Here is an 18,201-nt window from a genome sequence, read left to right as displayed (position 1 = left end):
CGGATCACATCAATAAGGATTGGAGGGGAAACTATGGGAAGCTTTCATCGCAGTCGTCGCTGGGTCGTTCTGGTCTGGTTTGTCGTAGGCCTGGTACTGTTCCCGTTAACTCCGCCCATCTCGCAGAACGTTACCTTCGAACAAAATGTGCTGAGTCCGTTCAACGAAACTCCAGCCTTTATGCGGGTTGCGCCCGAATCGTTCAAAATTACCGTTCCCGCTCTCCCTCCCCCGATCCCTTGGCACGAACAAGAACATCGTCCCGATCCGTGTTATCTGCTTTTGCTGGTGATTTATATCATTTTCTTACATTCCAAAATACCCAAAATTCTTAAGAAGGTCGTGCTTGCTCCGTTGAAATACACCTCGGATTACGTGGCATTTGCTTATTCGTTCCCGACAGCAAGATAGGAAGAATAAGCGTAAGAAGAGGGGATTTTCAATGACTAATATTCCGGTATCGAATGAACAAACGACAGCTCAGCATCAAAAAGTAACCCGCACCAAATTTATGCAGCGCATCTTTTTTATGTTCTTCGGCGCGGCGTTCTTCTCGTTAGGTCTGGAAGTATTTCTGGTTCCGAACCATATTATCGACGGCGGCATTGTAGGTATTTCGATTATTTTATCGCACTTGTCCAACATTCCGTTAGGGATCTTCCTGGTGCTGCTCAATCTGCCGTTTCTGATGATCGGCTACAAGCAAATCGGAAAAACGTTCGCCTTATCGACGCTGTTCTCGGTTCTGATCATGTCTCTGGGCAGCTCGCTGCTCCATTCGATCAAGCCGTTCACGCTGGACCCGCTGCTCGCGGCCGTATTCGGAGGCATCATTCTGGGGATCGGCGTCGGCCTCGTCATTCGTTCGGGCGGCTCGCTCGACGGGACGGAGATTGTCGCCATTCTGTTCAGCAAAAAGACACCGTTCTCGGTCGGCGAAATCGTGATGTTTTTCAACCTGTTTATTCTTAGCAGCGCCGGCTTCGTCTTCGGCTGGGACCATGCGATGTACTCGCTGATTGCCTATTACATCGCTTTTAAAATGATCGATATTACGATTGAAGGTTTGGATCAATCCAAATCGGTATGGATCATCAGCGATCACTCGGAAACGATCGGGCAGGCGATCACGTTCCGGCTAGGCCGCGGCGTCACCTATTTGAACGGGGAAGGCGCCTTTAGCGGAGATAACAAAAAAGTTATCTTTAGCGTCATTACGCGTCTGGAGGAAGCGAAGCTGAAATCGATCGTCGACGAGCACGATCCGAACGCCTTCCTGGCGATCGGCAACATTCACGATGTGAAGGGCGGCCGCTTTAAGAAAAAAGACATCCACTAAAGCGCAGGACAGCTCCGGGTTCATTCCCGGGGCTGTTTTTTTGGGGCGTTGCACTGACTGCGCCGCGGCTTATGAACAACGCAAAAAAAGGAACGGAATTGCCGCATGAAGCGGACGACCGTCCCTTTCCAGTTCGGATTTTCCATCCTTTGCCGATCATTATACACCGGAATACGGAAAAGTAAAGCGCTATCGGCCAGCTTTATTTTCCAAGCTGCCTGCGTACCGTGACCGTTTCTCCGCCGATTCCCCAATTATCGGTATCGACCTCGTCGATGACGACGACCGTCGTTTGCGGATTTTTCCCCATCACATCCGCCAGCAGCTGTGTGACTCCGCGGATTAGCTTCGCTTTTTTCTCCGGCGTTACGTGTTCCTTCGTAATCTTAATGTTGACGTAAGGCATTGTCGCGATCTCTCCTTTGTTTATCGTATCGCAATCCGGTTAAGAGCAGGCAGCCTCCCGCCAGGACGACGGCCGCCGCTCCGAGAAGCGCTCCGTTGTAATCGCCGGTCAGCGAAAACAACGCGCCGGCTCCTGCAGGCCCGAGCATTTGACCGGTGCCGTATACGGCGGTTAATATGCCGATGACCCGGCTGCTGCGGTTCGGGCTCATCTGCCTCCCCAGCGTCGCGGCCAGCGTAGTGATGCCCATGAAGGTAGCCCCGAATAACAAGGCGCTGATCACGAAGCCGCCCGGAGCGCTCCACCAGGCCGGAAGCGCGATGCCCGCCGCCTGCAGCAGCATCGACCACAGCAGCGTCCTCACGAAGCCGAGCTTCTTGGCCAGCGAGGACCACAGGATGCAGGAAGGCGCGGCCGCGGCGCCGACCAGCACCCATACCCAGATCGAATGTCCGGCAAATCCGGGGATTTGGTCCGCAATGGCGACGATGAACGTGCCCGTCACGATGTAGCCGAGCCCTTCCAGGCCGTACGAGGCGATCAGCCATGGCAGCCAGCGAGCGGGCGGCGCGGCGGCGGAATCCGATGCGGTTTTGCCCGCGCCGCTTGCGGACTCTCCCTCCTGAACCCACATCCAAGCGAACACGGCGCCGACCGCGCTGAACAAGCCGAGCCCGATCCATGCGCCTTGCCAGCTTCCCAAGCGGGCAAACAGCGGAGTGAGCAAACCGCTGGCCAGAATGCCAGCTCCGACGCCGCCGTAAAACAGGCCGGACCAAGCCGTCTTTCCCCTTGCTGCCAGCACATCCAGCACCATCGCGGAAGCAAGCACGAAGACGAAGGCGCTCACGATCCCGGACGCGAAGCGCAGCGCAAACCATAAAGAGGGCGAATGGGTCATCCCCATCGCTGCCGTCGTCAGCACGCTTGCCGTCAGGCCGATTCTATAATAGAGCGCCCGTCTGCCGTGCCACGGAATCACTCCGGCCAGCAGCGCTCCGAGCATATAGCCCGCATAGTTGCTGGAAGCCAAATAGCCTGCGAAGGCGTCGGAGAAATGAAGCTCCTGCTGCATCAGCGGCAAAATCGGCGTGTAAGCGAAGCGGCCGACTCCCATCGCGATTGCCAATGCCCATATCCCGCCCGCCACTTGCCGCCGCGGCTGTCCTGTCATGATCATCATCCCCCCGATTACACCGGCGAGGCCGTCGGCCCGCCATTCTCCCTATAATCATATACGATGCTTTGTCATCTGGTATAATACATAATAAAGATTCCACCCATCACTAAAACAGATGACAGATTAACTTAAATCGTTATTCATTGTTAAGGAGGCGGCCTCTATGGACCTGCATGCTTTGAAAATATTTCAAACCGTCACACAAACCGGCAGCATCACCCGCGCGGCGCAGGAGCTGAACTATGCCCAATCGAATGTGACGACCAAAATTCAACAGCTGGAGCAGCATTTTCAGACGGCTTTGTTTTACCGTCATAACCGCGGCATCACGCTCACGGCCAAAGGACGGACGCTGCTTGACTATACCGAGCGGATTTTCCAGCTGATCGAGGAATCCTCCAAGGCGATGCGCGACGAAGATACGCCGTCAGGCCCGCTCCGCATAGGCTCGATGGAGACGACCGCCGCCGTCAGGCTGCCGGATGCGCTCGCCCAATACCATCATCGGTATCCCGGCGTCGATTTAACCCTAGTGACCGGCCCTACCGAGCAGCACCTGCACTCCGTGCTCCACTACGAGCTGGACGGCGCCTTCGTCGCCGGTCCGGTGGATCACCCCGAGCTAGCGCAGGAAACGGTGCTCCAGGAGGAGCTCGCGCTCATCACCGACGCCGCTCATCCGCCGATCGGCTCGGTGAAGGAGCTTTGCAATCGCACGCTGCTCGTCTTTCGCTCCGGCTGCTCCTATCGGGCCAAGCTGCAGCAATGGCTCCACCACGAAGGAGTGTATCCGGACAAAATGATGGAGTTCGGCTCGCTCGAAGCGATCCTCGGCTGCGCGCGGGCAGGTCTCGGCATCAGCCTGCTTCCCTTGTCCGTTGTGGAACGACAGGTCGCGGACGGAACGCTTCGGGTTCATCCGGCCAGCTATCCGTTCGCCCGGGTCGATACTGTGTTCATCCGCAGAAAGGATGCGCTGATGACCGCGGCGCTGCTCCGCTTCATCGAGTTGTTTCGTTAACCCGTGTCCGGTGCCAGCCGCTCGCTCTCGAAGCAATGAGCCTGACGATAACTCTTACGGACATAGCTGCCGTTATTGACGACAATATCGCACTTTTGGATTTCTAAAGGACATGGCTGCAGCTATTTGACGCCAATGTCGCATTTCGGCAGCAGATTCGGGTCAATAGGTGCTGTCATGTCCGTTATGATTTGAAATCGGCGGATTGCACCGTATTTACAGCTGTGACGTCCGTTAGCTTTCCTCAGCGTCGAAGTGAGCGGATATCCCCGCAATCCGCGCATTTCTTAAGCTTGCACGGCAAAAAGCCCCTCCCGAGATATGACTTACGGGAAGGGCCTAGTTTGTCCATAGAAAAAAAGATGATGCGAAGCAGCATGAATCCTCGTTTTGCAGTATGCGCTCTACCAGTGCGGTGAAAAAGCCCGCTGCGGCACCCATTCGATCTTCTGCTCGCTCTCATCCCCCGGATTTATCGAATGGTTAGTCCTTGAATGAGTTGAAATCCGGGAACAAAGGCGAACGCTCACGCTTATCTAGATGGCTCTCGCTTGGCGATGGCTGCTTCTTCCCGGACTTCTAAGAGTCTGTTCGACGGAGTTACTTGTGATCTCCCCGTAGTCTCCAGCCGATAGAGCTCCCATAAGTGATCCGCGCCTTATAATTCTTCAGTCACCGTATGATTCTGCGCGGCTTGCAGAATCGTACTCAGCAAATTCGGAAACCGGACCTCCAGATCTTCCGTCCGGAGCGAGACAAAATGCTGCGTTCCCTGAATCCGGACGCGGACGATTCCCGCTTCCCTGAGCGTACGAATATGATGAGACAAGGTCGATTTGGCTATCGGCACTTCAAACGTGCTGCAGGACTGCTCCCCTTGCTTCGCAATGGTATGCACAAGACAGAGTCGGGTCGGGTCGCTTAGCGCGTAGAGGACGGAACCGAGTTGTATTTCCTCCGCGGCGGGATGATATAAAATTTTCAATTACATCGCCCCCTTTTCCGGAAATTTACACTTTACCTGTTGAATTATACCACAACCCGTGCTATATTTCTATTGTTCGATAACAATCGAACTAAATGACAAACTATCCCTCATGCCCTTCGGACACAGCATGCTGAGGAGCGGCATGATGCCACTAAAGGAGGCTTAACCTCATGAACCAACCGTCCGCAATCCATGATCCATCGGCGGAGACCGCCGCCGGCGGCGCCTTCAAAGAGCGGCTGATCATTCCGCTGCTCGGCTTCACCGTCATTCTCGTCGTGATGAACACGATGATGTTCAATCTCGCCCTGCCGCAGATTACCCAAGACTTCGGCTTATCGGCGATTGCGGCTTCGTGGATCGTGACAGGGTATTCGATCGTCTTCGCGATCTCCTCCATCACGTATTCCCGCTTGTCGGATTTCGTGCCGATCCGCAAGCTGTTCATGATCGGGCTCTTGTCGCTGGGCTTCGCTTCGCTGCTCGGCCTCTTCAGCCATCATTTCATCCCGCTGCTGATCGCCAGGCTGATTCAAGCGTCCGGCGCGGCTTCGGTTCCAGCCCTCGGCATCGTCCTGCTAACCCGCTACATTCCGCTGACGCGCCGGGGCAAAGCAATGGCGACGGTCATGTCGGCCAGCTCGCTCGGCCTCGGCCTCGGTCCCGTAATCGGCGGTTCCATCACCCAGTATTTGGGCTGGAACGATCTGTTCCTCGTCACCGCCGCCACGCTGCTGCTTGTGCCCGTGTTTTACCGGCTGCTGCCCAAGGAACGGCCTCAGCGAGGCTCCTTCGACATCGCCGGAGCCGTCCTGATCGGCGTCGGAACGACAGGGATGCTGCTGTTTCTGACCAGCCGCTCCTGGATTATGCTCGCCGCCGGGCTGCTCGCCCTCATCCTGTTCTGGCAGCGGATTAAACGCACGGCCAATCCTTTCGTCCAGCCTGCGCTGTTCGGCAACAAATCGTATTTGAACTTAAGCGCGCTCGGCATCATGGCTTATATGAGCAGCTTCGTCACGCTATTCCTGCTTCCGCAAGTGCTGGCGCATCTGTACGCCATGTCTCCGGGGCAATCGGGGCTTGTGCTGTTCCCCGGAGCCGTCCTGTCGATGCTCGCCTCGAACTGGATCGGCAAAATGATCGACCGCTTCGGCAACAGCGCGCTGTTCCGTTACGCTCCATGGCCTCTGGCCGCCGCTGCCGGACTGTTCGCTTTATTCGCAGTGCATTCCGTCTTTGCCATCGTCGCCAGCTACATGCTGCTCAGCATCAGCTTCTCGGCGCTCACGACAAGCGTATCCAACGAAATTTCGCGCATCGTGCCCAAACAATATATCGGCGCTGGCATGGGATTGTTCCAATTGATGCAGTTTTTCAGCGGGGCCTTCAGCGTCGCCGTTACCGGCACTTCGCTTACGATGCAGCGGAATCTCCCGCTTCCTCATGCGTACGCCAACATTTTCTGGGGCATGACGATCGTCGGAGCGATTGCCATCCTCTGCTCCTTGCTGTACCGCGCCGAGAAGGGACGCCCGCAAATGAAGATGAAGGTGCCTGCGGACAGCGAATAAACGAACGCCTCTGGACCCAATGAAGCTTGAGCATCTTTATTCGCGACAAATTGCTTTTGCATCAGGAAAAACACAAGCGCCGTCGGCAGCGTCGAAATGACGATGGCCGTCATGATGACGCCGAAATCCGGGGAATAGCTGGAGCCCAGGTTGGAGATCAGCAGCGGGATCGTCCGCTTCTCCGGAGATTGCACTACGATAATTCCGCATATGCCAAAGAACCTCCCGTCCCACAAAAGTGGAACGGAAGGTTCTTAACCGCAGGCGCATCCCGCTTGAGGAGCGGCGCTCCTCTCTCTTCGTGCCCCGCATTTAAGCTCCGACCGATTGCTCTTTGAACTCCGCCTTGACCAGACCGTGCTTTTCCCAGGCCCGGCTCTTCCACCGGAAATACATAATGACCGCGCGGGCCCATTCATCCGATGCGATCGCCAGCCAAATGCCGGCAAGGCCCATGTCCAGCTTGAAGACGAACAAATAGCCCAGCGACAAGCTCATCCCGACCATCGTAAACATGCCGACCCACAGCGGGTATTTGGCGTCGCCGGCGGCGCGCAGCGAGTTGATGAGCACGATGTTCATCGTCCGCCCGGTTTCCAGCAGGATGCTCAGCAGCAGCACATTGGCGCCGAGCCGGATAATTTCCGGGTCTACCGTGAAAATGCCCATCAGCTGCTTGCGCAGCGTGATAACGACCGCAACCATCAGCAGCGTCGCGGCGCTGGCCCATTTCACGCTTTTCAATACGCGCGCATAAGCTTCATCCTGCCGATTGCCGCCGACCAGTCTGCCGACAATAATCGCCGTTCCCATGCCGATCGCAATGGCGAACAAGTAGATGAACATCGAGATGTTAGCGGCATATTGTCTGGCCGCCAGCGCCTCCGCTCCGAGGAACGTCGCATAGAACAGGAAGATCGTCTGGCAAATATGGTACATAACCTGCTCCAGCGCCGACGGAATGCCGATTTTCAATATTTTGCCGATATATTCCTTGCTCAGGTTAAAATAATATTTGACCTCGATCCGCACCTCGGTGACGCGGTACAGCAGCCACAAGAATACGAGCAGCGCAACCGCCCGGCTGCCTACCGAAGAGATCGCCGCCCCTTGAACTCCCAGCTCCGGAAAGCCGAAATGTCCGAAGATCAGCGTATAGTTGCCCGCAATGTGAACGACGTTCATCCCTAACGACACGAGCATAGCCGCCTTGGTGAAGCCGTGCACGCGGATGATCGCCGCAAGCGAATTGATGATCGCCTGCAGGAAGATGCCGCCGCCGACAATATACAAATAGCTGCGGGCGAAGGCGAGAATTTCGCCTGACAAGTTCAACGTCTCCAGCAGCCTGCCGCTGAACAGAACGAAGCAGGCGCTGATCACAACACCGATCAGCAAATTGAGCGTAACCGCATGCGCGGAAATCCGGGCCGCTTCGATATATTTGCGCGAGCCGATATATTGCGATACGACAATCGACGCCCCGTTGCCGATCACCTCAAGAATCAAAATCGCGATAAACAAATATTGATTCGCCGCTCCGACGCCCGAGACCGCATTATCCGATATGGCGCTCAGCATGAACGTATCGGCGATGCCCATAAGCATAAACAAAAAAACTTCCAGAAAGATCGGCCACGTGAGAAAAAACAGATTGAACTGCTCCGGCCGTTTGCCTTGCTCTTGTTGTCCGTGAATGGATTCCATGTTGCCCACCTTTTCGCTAAAAGTACCGTTGCTCCGACTCTAAACTCAGGTATCGTAGCACAGTTCCTTTCCCGTGAAAAGACTCATTTTGCGATTTTACAAAAGTTTCAAATTGAGTGCGCTTACTTTTGCTTAAACGCTTAACCATTGGCCGAATGGCGATAAAATGACGACAAAAAGAGCAGCCCGTACAGGCTGCCCGTCGCTCTATTTATTCACTATGCCAACCGAATCGGCGCTCCTGCTTGAGCCGAGCGAAGCGCGGCGACCGCAATCGCCTGCGTCTTGACCGCATCCTCGTACGGCGAAAGAATACCGGAGGTATCTCCCGTCCGGACCGCATGCAGGAACGCTTCGTGCGCGCATGCGTATGGATTGGTTTGGTTGCGGTATTCGAATACGGTCGATTTGCCCGTATCCTTCAGCGATTCCTTCGTCAGCTCCATCACGCCTTGATCGGTATACAGATGCAGTCCGATTCGCCCGCCTCCGGGCAGGATGCACGTATTCGACAGCGTCGCCACCGCGCCGCTCGCCAGCTTGATCGTCACCGTGCCGACATCCGGCGTCGTCACGCCTTCTTCAACCAGATGCATCACCCGGCTGCCGTAGGCCGCGTACACTTCAACCGCTTCGCCCATCGTGTAACGCATCAAATCGACGATATGCGTCGTCTGCTCGATGAATTGCCCTCCGGAGCCGTCCTGCTTGCGCCACCACGGCACGCGCGGCATGCCGCCCATCCAATAGCCGAGCCCCATTCCGAGCGTCCGCTCTCCCAGCATGGAGAGTGCCCGCTGTGTGGAGTCCATATAGCGGAAGTGATACCCGACCGAAGTGATCAGCTTCTTCGCCTGAATGCTCTCAAGCAGCGCCGAAGGCAGGTCGAGGTCGATTCCGACCGGCTTCTCGACGAAGAACGGAATGCCGCGCTCGATCAGCGCCCGCTCGGCTTCCCCGTGGGCCATCGGCGGCACGCAGATATATACCGCGTCCAGCTTCGTCCCATCCAGCATCGCATGAATGCCGTCATACCCTTGAGCCCCGTCCCACTCCGACGCGGCGCGTTCCGCCTTATTCAGACTCGTCGCGCAAAAAGCCCGGATGTTAACATCGTCCATTTGGGTCAGCAAATTGCAGTGAAATCTCGTAAAGCCTCCGGTACCGACAAATCCGACATTCAGTGACAACGTTTCATCCCTCCATGAAAGATCTTTTTGGCATCACTTACCGATCGATCGCTAAAATCCCCCGGCCGCCGGGAGCAGAGTCGGATTGACAGCTCCCTCAAGGCTTGCTGCCGGATGATCCCCGCTCTGCGTACATCCGCGTCCATGCATGCCAACTCTGGCCTGGAGCAAGCAGTTGAAAGCCCGTGAGCGATTCCGGCGCATCCACATTCGGCGCGTTGTTCGCCCAGGTCTGAGGCTCCGGACATACGAAGCCGCTGAGCCCGTCGTCGTTCCATACGGTCCAATGGCCGTATTTCGGATCGACTTCGTAGACGAGGCTGATGTTGCGGCGCGTATCCGTCAAGGCCGCCCCATAGAACGGCTTGCCGCCGCGTTCCATCGGCCCGCCGGTAAAATGATTCGCATACGGAGTTCCCGTCGGCCGTATGCCTTCTCCGCGCAGCGCCCGGTCGCTTTCGCTCAGAGGCAGCAGCTTGCCCGTCGATACGAACAGCGGCGTTACCTCCCACTGCTCCGCTACGGAGATCGCCAGGCGATAATCCTCCTCCCGGCCTTCTTCGTGAAACGGCACCCGCAGCGCAGTATGAAATCCGACGCCGAGCGGCATCGGCTCGCCGCTGTGATTCGTAATTCGCACCTGCTGGTGCAGTCCCTTCTCGGACAACGTATAAGCAAGCTCGTATGTAAATTCATGCGGAAAATAGGAAAACATTTCACCGTCTTGGCCCATCTCCATCAAGAAGACGACCTCGGCCGCCCCATTTTCCAAAATGCCGGCAGAATGAATCTGCCAAGGCCGTTTATGCAATATGCCATGCATAAAATGCGCCCCGTCGGAGCTGTTCAGCGGCAGCTCGTAACGGCGGTACGGCGTCGCAAACTTGCCGTCGATAATCCGGTTCGGCGGAAACAGCGGCGGCAGTCCGTAGCGCTGGCTCTTCTGGCGCAGCGTCTCTCCGTTCTCCGGCGTGCGGAGAAAGCTCAGCCCGTCCCCTGGCCGGCTCAGCTCAACCATATTGCTGCCCACGCTGTGCGCGATGACCGCGCGGTAACCTCCCGCATCGATTTGAATGGCGGGCGCGTCGTCGAAATGCACCCTTTGAATGGAAGCCTGGCTCATTGTAAATAGCCCCCTTGAGCAATAGAATGTCGTAAGCATTAGCTAGTCCCTTCCATTATCCAACAAATCGCCGCGGAGCGCAAAAACGTTTTTTGCGCATAGATCTTTCTCCTCTTGAGACGCTTGCTTTCGGCGCGGCGTTCAGTCGCTAAACAGAATCTCTCTGCTCATCTTCACCTGCTCGATCATGTGTCCGATATTGCCTTCTCCCGCATAGAGCGCCATATCGAAAAAGTCCCGCTCCAAATCAGACCAATATAACTCGTTTTCGTCTCCGGAGACGATGACGTCTCGCTTCAATTTACCGACATACACCTCGACATAGCAATCCTGCAAATAATAGGTAAAATCCATCAGATGACGTAAGCTCACATCCTCCGCGGAAATTCCGGTTTCTTCCCGCAGCTCTCTGTAAGCCGCCTCCGGCCCCGGCTCCCCGGGTTCAATTTTGCCGCCGACCAGATTGCTTAGACCTAGATACGGCTCCTTCAAGCGTTTGCACATAAGCAGCCGGTCCATATCTTTATTGTAGATCATAATGACGTTATACCCTTGCATGACCGGATCTCCTCCTTATATTTACGCGGCATGATCATGCGCGGCAAATCCCTTCGATAAGCTCGTCTACCGTTCCGGTGAATACTCCAACTTCATCCAAATGGTAGAACGTGCTCGTCGTCTCCAGATTCACCGTTTCGCCGTTCGGAGCATATAGATACACCTTTTTGCCCGCTCCCAGCGCAATCCCCATTTCAATATGACTTCCTTTGCCGGCGGGCAGCATAATGATCAAGCAATCCGCATCCATAACGGCTTGCTTTTCTTGTTGACCGATTTCTTTGAACTGCTCTATCGTCGCATCTTTGAAGCCTTGCGTCCAATCGTAAGTCAAGCTCCAGCCTTTTTCCTTCAGCCCTTTGGTAACGGTTCTGACCGCGTCGATATTCCGAAAGCTGGATGCCGCATAAAATTTCATACCTTTCACCGCCAACAATATGTATTTAATAAAGGACAGATTTCTCATCGTACACTCTCTTCGATAATAACCCGTTCGGCTTCGTTTGCGAAGGCTAAACTTATTCGTAATCGCTGATGCCGCCTTCCTTCTGAATTTTGATCGTCTCCTCGATCGCTTTATTCATCGATTCGTTCGTCATTCTGAGCGCTGTCTGGCTGTCTTTGGATTCCGTGGCGATCAGATTCCACACCATGTCCGTATTTTCGTTAATAAACGTCAGGCCCGGCTTGCGCAGAGGCGGCTTCGCGCTGTTCAAGGCAAACAACGATTCGACGTGCTTGCCCCTCCATTCCGGAATGGAGCTTCCGTACGCTTGCTGCACGGCAGGGTCCATCAGCGGAGACATGACCCCTTGCTTGGACATCTCAATCTGCACCTCGGGAGACAGCAAATAAGCGATGACCTGGAACGCCAAATCCTTTTTGTCCGATTGCTTCGTTATAAACATGCCGTTAGTATTAGGCTGGAACTTGGACTTCGGGGCTTCCGGGAACACCGGGACTGAAGAAACGTCGAAATTGATCTTGGGGTTCTCGTTCACAATTCTCGTTACATTTTCCATGGAATCGACGATCATCGCGACGCGTCCTTTGGTGAATTCATTCGTCTTGACCAGCTGATTGCCCGGGATATCGTAGAAGCGCCGAATATTATCGACAATGCTCGTCCATTTGCCCGATACCATGGATGCCTTGTTCTCGCTCGGATCAAGCCCCGGCTCCGATAGCTGATTGAACCGCAAATAATGGGCGGGATTCATTTGGAAGCCTTTGTAAGTGATGTCCCCTTCCTGCCGGGTCAGCTTCTTGGCCATTTCATAGGCTTCGTCCCATGTCATGCCGTCTTGAGGGTAATCGGCGCCGAACTTGTCAAAAATATCTTTATTATAAATAAGCACATATTCGTTCGAGTTGAAGGGGAGGGAGTACAGCTTGCCGTCCGACGTATTAATCGAATGCTGCATGTCCGCCGGATTCAGCTTGCTCGTGTCGAAATTATACTTTTTGATCAGATCGGTCATATCATATTCCATTTTGAACCTTCGTACCTGTCTGTACGTGTTGCGGCGGACTTCGTCAAAGACGATATCCGGTATCGTGCCTGCTGCAATCAGATCCTCGTATCTCCGGCCGGGATTATCCCAGGCTACATGCTTGACTTTAATATCCGGAAATTTCTTTTTTATAAATTGGCCGACCTGCCGCTCGAAATTTTCCTCCTTAACGAAATAGGCGGGCCATGCCGTGAAAATGAATAATTCATTGTCCGGCGGCGCCGCGTCCGCTTGCGAAGGCTTAGCCTCCTGGGCGGCCCCAGGCAGATCCGCGCCCGTCCCGCCATAGCATCCGGCCAAAATAAAAAGCATGGAACCGATCAAACACGATGGTTTTATAATATTTTTCATTAAAAGCACCCATCCTCCCGAAATGAAGTAAAAAGTCGTCTCCGCACTGCCGCGCCTGCCGCTGCCCGAAGAAACAAGATTATCATAATCGTTAGCCGGAGGATTGATAATTCTAATTTTTTAAGAAAGGTGGACTGGTTTAAAGTCAATTGACCCGCCCGGCGGATTCCGAGAAAACCTGCCGAAGTCGGTTACCGGTGCAGCCGCTGAAACTCCCCCGGCGTAAGCCCCGTCGCTTCTTTAAATACGCGGGAAAAATATTTGGCGTCCGAATATCCGACCCGCTGCGCCACCTCGAACGCTTTGAGCCGGTTTCCGGCGAGCAGCTCCTTCGCTTTGCGGATTCTCATATTTTTGACGCAGGCCGTGAATGAAACGCCCAGCTCCTTCTGGAACAAAGAGCTCAAATATTCCGGCGTAATGCCGAATGAGCCGGCCAGCTCCTCAAGCGTAATTCCGGTCTGGTACCGTTCCTGAATCCGCTTCACCGCTTTATTGATCACAAGGCTGTGCGACACGGGAACCGACGCGAAGCCTTCGGCGGTCCGATCGGCGGCATCCAGCAGCGCCTCTCTCAGCTCACGGGGCGTCTGCGCGAGCGACAGCCGATGATAAAGATCTCCCCACTCCTTCGCCGTGCTGGCATCGCCGAGGATGACTCCCGCCATATACTGCATCGCGGATAGAAACCGGATACAGGCGTCAAGCACCTGCTGCGGATCGGCAGCCTCTCTCATGCAGTGCTCCGCAAACAGCTCCGTTTCCCGCTTCATTCCCGTCCGGTCGCGGCTAAGTACCGCTTCCTTGATCTTCGGCTCCCATTCCGCCGGATACGGCAGCGGCCCTCTGCCGGCAACGCCAGCCGCCTTATGTTGATTGAGAGCGGCTTCGCCGCCCGCAAGCAGAGACCATTTGCGCAAGCCTCTCAATTCGCGCAGCCGCTCTCTTAAGTCATCGCCGGGAGCAAGCTGCTCCCAGGTCAAGATCGCATCGTTCAGCGGCAGAGCGCGCAGCTTGGCAAGCAGATGCTCCCACAGGCTGCTCATGCAAGGAGCCGCGGATTTCATCGTCAGCGCAAGATTCAATTCGCACAGCTCCGGAATCCCGGCCAACAGGAAGTCGTTGACCCTGTCATCCAGCTCCAGAGCGGTTTGCAGCGTTCTTCTTGCTTCCTCCGCCTGCTCCCCGCCGGCTTGGCCGGTGTAGACGGATGCAAGGTAACGCGCCGAAGGCCCGTTCATTGCGAGCCGCTGCTTGACGCGCTCCGGCGCCTGATCCGGCTCCATATCCGGTTGCAGACAATACCTTCTGAACCACTGCCCGCCATCCTCATCCGCCCCGGCTGCCTTCATGTCATCCGCGCGGCGGTTAGCCAAATCGGCTTCCATATGAAGCAGCACCTGCTTGAAGTCGTCGGCCGTAATCGGTTTCAATAAATATTCGACGACAACGCCGAGCTGCAGTGCTTTTCGGGCAAATTCGAACTCGGAATAGCCGCTTAAAATGATCGTTCGCGGCGCGATCCCTTCCCCCTTAAGCGTCTCCAGCATGTCCATCCCGCCCATAAGGGGCATTCGAATGTCCGTGATCACCAAATCCGGATTCAACCGCTTAATGGATGCTATGCCTTCCAGACCATTCTCGCATTCTCCGACAACCCGGTACTGTTCGCTCAATTTATGGATCAGCCGAACGATGCCCTTGCGAATTTTCTCTTCATCCTCCACAACGACAATTCTCATGAATTCCCCTCCCGGCACAGCGGCATGATCAAGTTCACCCTCGTTCCCCGGCCCCGGACACTTTCGATACGGCAATGCGCCCGTTCCCCGTAATATAGCTGCAATCTCTCTATCACATTCCGTATGCCGATTCCGGAGGACGCTTCGGCGGCATCCCGCGCTTCGGCGAGCAGTATGCTTCTCACGACGGCCTCGTCCATGCCGCAGCCGTTATCTTCGATTTCCACGCATAACGAGCTCTCATCCTCCGTCAAAAAACGAATATGCAGCTCCGAGCCGCTCTTCCTTCCTGCAAACCCGTGCAAAATCGAATTTTCAACAAACGGCTGAAGCAGCAGCTTGTACATCGGAGCCTGCTGCAGTCCCGGCTGCATATGTACATAATATTGAAACGAATCGCTGAAGCGAGTTTTTTGCAAAAACAAATATTGCTCCAGCCATTCGAGCTCCCGCGCCAGCGGCACCATCTGATTGCTGCTGCTCACACTGTAACGAAGAATGAGCGCGAGCCCCTTCAGCATCCGGCTAATCTCATGCTCTTCTTTCTCAATCGCCATCCAATTGATCGAATCCAGCGTATTGTATAAAAAATGCGGATTAATCTGGGCCTCCAATGACCGGATATCCGACTCCTTCTGTTTCTGCACGGCTTGCTTCGTTCGTTCCATCAGCTCGTTGATCGTCGCCATCATCTTATTGTAGCTGGAAGCGATGATCGACATTTCATCTCCGCTGGTATCGTCCAGCTTCACGTTCAGGTTGCCGTGCTCGGTCTGCTGCATCGCGCTGACGATGGTCCGTATCGACTTCGTAAGCAGTCCCGAGAAATAGACAATCAGCAAAATCGAAACCGAGAGCATGGCGAGCCCCGTCCAAATCGTAATTTTCTGCATGGCGTACATTTCCGAGAACATCTTCGCTTCGCTGGTAACGTTTACAATCGTCCATCCGGTTTTCTCGTTCGGATAATAATTCATGATGGAAGGCTGTCCCATCACCGCGGCCTGCTCGGGGAGAGGAGACACGTCCGAATGTTCGGCGTCCAAAAGACTGAAGAAGCTCGCTCCGATCTTTTCCTTCTCCGGGAACGAGATAAGGTTACCAGAAGCGTCCATGAGAAAGTTAGCGCTGCTGATTCCGCTCGTCGGAGCATTCGGCAGCGACACGGTGCACGCTTCTGAAAGTACCGACTCGTCAAGATCCATGACGATATATCCCATTCTCTCCAGCTGCCCCGACGAGATGCCGAACAGCTTGCGGGCGATATGGAATATATAGTATGCTTCGCCGCCGTCCGTTTTCGCTTTCTCTGTAACGGTAATCAGTGGATTCTGCCGCATGTCGTTCAGCTTCATAATGAGCAAAAACGGTGTTCCGTCCCTCTCCTGACTCCATGAGGAACCCGTCGTTTTATCATAAGATACCAGCACATTCCCGTTGTTATCGAAATAAGTAATCCTTCGTATACCTTTCTTGGAATTCGAATAACCGGCGAATATCTGCTGCAGCACATCCGAGGCGACGAGCTGATCGAAGTCGGAGCCGTGAAGCAGCTTAGGGGTCGATTTGACGACATCGTCGTTAATGATCAATTGATACAAAGTATCTTCATACTCGGTTAAGACCGCATCGAGACTTTTATTCGTTTGAATCAAATTGTAGTTAACCTGCTCGTTGATTTTCGCTTTCATCGCCTGCGTCGAATTCATATAAGTGACGTACTGCATCAAAAAGGACGGCAAAAAAGCGACTAGCACAAAAATAATAATCAGCTTATTTTTATAGGTTAACTTGAAATTTGCCTTCCCGATCCCCCGCATCCAACCACCCGTTAATCATGTATTTTGTTCCATCATAAATCTTCCGCGGTCATATCGCCATAATAAAATTAAATTAATTCCCATTCCGCGATTATTTTCCCAACCAATCGATCCGGGCATTTCCCCCGAAAAAAGAAACCAATCCCCCAAATATCCACAGGAAATTGCTGCGCATCATTTCCTAAACAACAAAAAAAGCCCGCCGCAGCCGGCAGGCTTTAAACTGCTTCATAATGTTACGATTTCACGATTCAGGAGTCCCCGTCACTTCGCGAATAAATTTCTCCAACGCGCCGACATCCGTAATGTTTCTGTTGCAGGCTTCGCTGTCTACGCACAAATAGTTGCCGATCGCTTTGTAGTAATCGGGAGAAGCGTTAGCGGGTCTCCACTTGGTCACCGCCGAGAACAGCGCCACCTCTTCATGCCGGTTGCACAAAAAGCACACGCCTTTATTCGTCGGAGTATACCGGCCTTCAATACCGACCGGCTTCCCGTTCAGCTCGTAAACGATAAACAATTTATTGGTCGCGATATCCACCCATCCGAGATAAGTGACATAGCGGTAATCGATAGCGGTTAGGTCGGGAGTCTTCAATTTTTTGACTTTGGGATACAGCTTGGCAAGCTGCTTGGCCGTCAATGACGGAAACGGCGCCATATACGGCGCGAGCGAATGCAGATACTGCTGAAATTCTCCGGTCGTTCGTAACGATCCGGCCTGCTCCAGCAATGGTTTTTGCAGCTCCGAAGCATCCGGGAACGCTTCTATGATTTTGTGCTGCGCGCTGTATCTCACCGATTCGACCACTTTCGGATCGGATACGGTGTTGCAGGCATTTTGCAGCAACCCGATCTGCTTTTTAATAATGTTGTACTGATGGTTTCTAATAAATGGTGTATTCATAGCTTTCAGCCCCTTATTTTTTATAAAAACAAAAAAATAAGTGCAAAGCCCATTATTAGAAACGATATAAGCTCCCTACGGGCGACATGTTAGCAATAACCGTCCGCCCACGCAAAGTATCGCCCTAATGCTAGGCTTTGCATGAGCCGATTCTTCTTCCGGCAAAATGATTTGCCATATATACCGACCTCCTTTTATAAGCATTATATAAAAAGTCCGGCCTTTACTGCAATTGCAAAATTGTGTATAAGAGCTTCCGGCCATGCGGCAGCCCCATGAGCTGCTGTTACTTTCCGCTCGACAGCGAAAATAGCTTGCGCACCCGTTCATCCTTGAGCCAAAGCGCTCCCCACATCAAGACGGCGACATAGACCGCGGATAAAACGTGGGAGAAGAGCGGGGAATCCATGCGAATATGCGTGGCTACCGCCCCGCCGCAATAGGCGGTGAGCAGCACCGCTCCCAGGATCGAAGTGCGGGGGATTGCATACAAGATCGTAGGAATCAGCCCCAGGATGCCAAGAATGACAATATGATGCTCGGCAAAACCGAGCGAAACCGTGCCTTCCACAACCGGGGCGGGCTTGAACAGCTTCGATACGCCGTCGAACAGCATAAACAAAATGACCAGTCCGCTCATGACTCGCGCCGTCCACAATCGGCCTTTGGAAATAGAGACATTCATATTTTGCACACCTTTCTCGTTCATTTGATATAGCGATCATATCACAGAACATGAAAGCGCGTTTCTTCCCGATTGCTTTTTTACCGGCACAACGGC

At 54.1% G+C, this 18,201-nt stretch carries 17 protein-coding genes and 1 pseudogene; 4 read left to right on the top strand and 14 right to left on the bottom strand.

Translation table 11 applies throughout. The annotated features are described in order from the left end of the window. Nucleotides 1–33: 33 nt before the first annotated feature. Both SK3146_RS25520 and SK3146_RS25515 read left to right on the top strand, forming a co-directional pair. Nucleotides 34–411, top strand: a complete 378-nt coding sequence (locus tag SK3146_RS25520; protein ID WP_249861406.1) for a hypothetical protein — start codon at nt 34–36, stop codon at nt 409–411. 31 nt (nt 412–442) lie between these two features. Continuing rightward, complete coding sequence (locus SK3146_RS25515) at nt 443–1,339, top strand: YitT family protein (RefSeq protein WP_375295555.1); 897 nt, start codon at nt 443–445, stop codon at nt 1,337–1,339. Nucleotides 1,340–1,541: 202 nt separating this feature from the next. Here the strand turns inward: SK3146_RS25515 and SK3146_RS25510 are convergent, their stop codons facing one another. Further along, nucleotides 1,542–1,745, bottom strand: a complete 204-nt coding sequence (locus tag SK3146_RS25510; protein ID WP_249861405.1) for a 2-hydroxymuconate tautomerase family protein — start codon at nt 1,743–1,745, stop codon at nt 1,542–1,544. Continuing rightward, nucleotides 1,726–2,919 (bottom strand): YbfB/YjiJ family MFS transporter, encoded by a 1,194-nt coding sequence (locus SK3146_RS25505; RefSeq protein WP_249861404.1) that lies wholly within the window; start codon nt 2,917–2,919, stop codon nt 1,726–1,728. The genes SK3146_RS25510 and SK3146_RS25505 overlap by 20 nt, the downstream gene beginning before the upstream one ends. A gap of 169 nt (nt 2,920–3,088) precedes the next feature. On the opposite strand from SK3146_RS25505, the gene SK3146_RS25500 reads away from it, so the two are divergent. Continuing rightward, nucleotides 3,089–3,946, top strand: a complete 858-nt coding sequence (locus SK3146_RS25500) for a LysR family transcriptional regulator (RefSeq protein WP_249861403.1) — start codon at nt 3,089–3,091, stop codon at nt 3,944–3,946. Nucleotides 3,947–4,604: 658 nt separating this feature from the next. On the opposite strand, the gene SK3146_RS25495 is transcribed toward SK3146_RS25500, so the two are convergent. Then, entirely contained in the window at nt 4,605–4,931 is a 327-nt protein-coding gene (locus SK3146_RS25495; RefSeq protein WP_249861402.1) for an ArsR/SmtB family transcription factor, read from the bottom strand. 173 nt (nt 4,932–5,104) lie between these two features. Between SK3146_RS25495 and SK3146_RS25490 the strand changes: the two genes are divergently transcribed. Then, nucleotides 5,105–6,508: an MFS transporter gene (locus SK3146_RS25490; protein WP_249861401.1), complete on the top strand. Its 1,404-nt coding sequence runs from the start codon at nt 5,105–5,107 to the stop codon at nt 6,506–6,508. 41 nt (nt 6,509–6,549) lie between these two features. Here the strand turns inward: SK3146_RS25490 and SK3146_RS25485 are convergent. From SK3146_RS25485 to SK3146_RS25435, 11 genes and pseudogenes are all read right to left on the bottom strand, one after another. After that, a pseudogene (locus tag SK3146_RS25485) lies at nt 6,550–6,711 on the bottom strand (carbohydrate ABC transporter permease); the annotation flags it as partial. A gap of 109 nt (nt 6,712–6,820) precedes the next feature. Further along, nucleotides 6,821–8,215 carry an MATE family efflux transporter gene (locus SK3146_RS25480; RefSeq protein ID WP_249861400.1) on the bottom strand — a complete coding sequence of 465 codons (1,395 nt, stop codon included), beginning with the start codon at nt 8,213–8,215 and terminating at the stop codon, nt 6,821–6,823. Between the two features lie 218 nt (nt 8,216–8,433). After that, entirely contained in the window at nt 8,434–9,405 is a 972-nt protein-coding gene (locus SK3146_RS25475) for a Gfo/Idh/MocA family protein (protein ID WP_249861399.1), read from the bottom strand. Between the two features lie 97 nt (nt 9,406–9,502). Beyond that, entirely contained in the window at nt 9,503–10,528 is a 1,026-nt protein-coding gene (locus SK3146_RS25470; RefSeq protein WP_249861398.1) for an aldose 1-epimerase, read from the bottom strand. Nucleotides 10,529–10,669: 141 nt separating this feature from the next. Then, a complete protein-coding gene (locus SK3146_RS25465; RefSeq protein WP_249861397.1) occupies nt 10,670–11,086 on the bottom strand; it encodes an NUDIX hydrolase in 417 nt (138 codons plus the stop codon). A gap of 34 nt (nt 11,087–11,120) precedes the next feature. Continuing rightward, nucleotides 11,121–11,504 (bottom strand): nucleoside 2-deoxyribosyltransferase, encoded by a 384-nt coding sequence (locus SK3146_RS25460; RefSeq protein ID WP_249866437.1) that lies wholly within the window; start codon nt 11,502–11,504, stop codon nt 11,121–11,123. Nucleotides 11,505–11,604: 100 nt separating this feature from the next. Further along, entirely contained in the window at nt 11,605–12,951 is a 1,347-nt protein-coding gene (locus SK3146_RS25455; RefSeq protein WP_249861396.1) for an ABC transporter substrate-binding protein, read from the bottom strand. A gap of 191 nt (nt 12,952–13,142) precedes the next feature. Further along, the gene (locus SK3146_RS25450; protein ID WP_249861395.1) at nt 13,143–14,693 is read right to left on the bottom strand and encodes a response regulator transcription factor; all 1,551 of its coding nucleotides are present in this window, start codon (nt 14,691–14,693) and stop codon (nt 13,143–13,145) included. Continuing rightward, nucleotides 14,690–16,513, bottom strand: coding sequence for a cache domain-containing sensor histidine kinase (locus SK3146_RS25445; protein WP_249861394.1), 1,824 nt, complete (start codon nt 16,511–16,513; stop codon nt 14,690–14,692). Before SK3146_RS25445 ends, SK3146_RS25450 begins: the two co-directional genes overlap by 4 nt. Nucleotides 16,514–16,757: 244 nt before the next feature. Further along, entirely contained in the window at nt 16,758–17,420 is a 663-nt protein-coding gene (locus tag SK3146_RS25440; RefSeq protein ID WP_249861393.1) for a FusB/FusC family EF-G-binding protein, read from the bottom strand. A gap of 286 nt (nt 17,421–17,706) precedes the next feature. Then, nucleotides 17,707–18,105, bottom strand: coding sequence for a DoxX family protein (locus tag SK3146_RS25435; protein WP_249866436.1), 399 nt, complete (start codon nt 18,103–18,105; stop codon nt 17,707–17,709). Nucleotides 18,106–18,201 lie beyond the last annotated feature (96 nt).

This window comes from Paenibacillus konkukensis (genome assembly GCF_023523925.1).
Classification (GTDB): domain Bacteria; phylum Bacillota; class Bacilli; order Paenibacillales; family NBRC-103111; genus Paenibacillus_S; species Paenibacillus_S doosanensis.
This window is presented reverse-complemented; position numbering and strand designations above follow the sequence as displayed.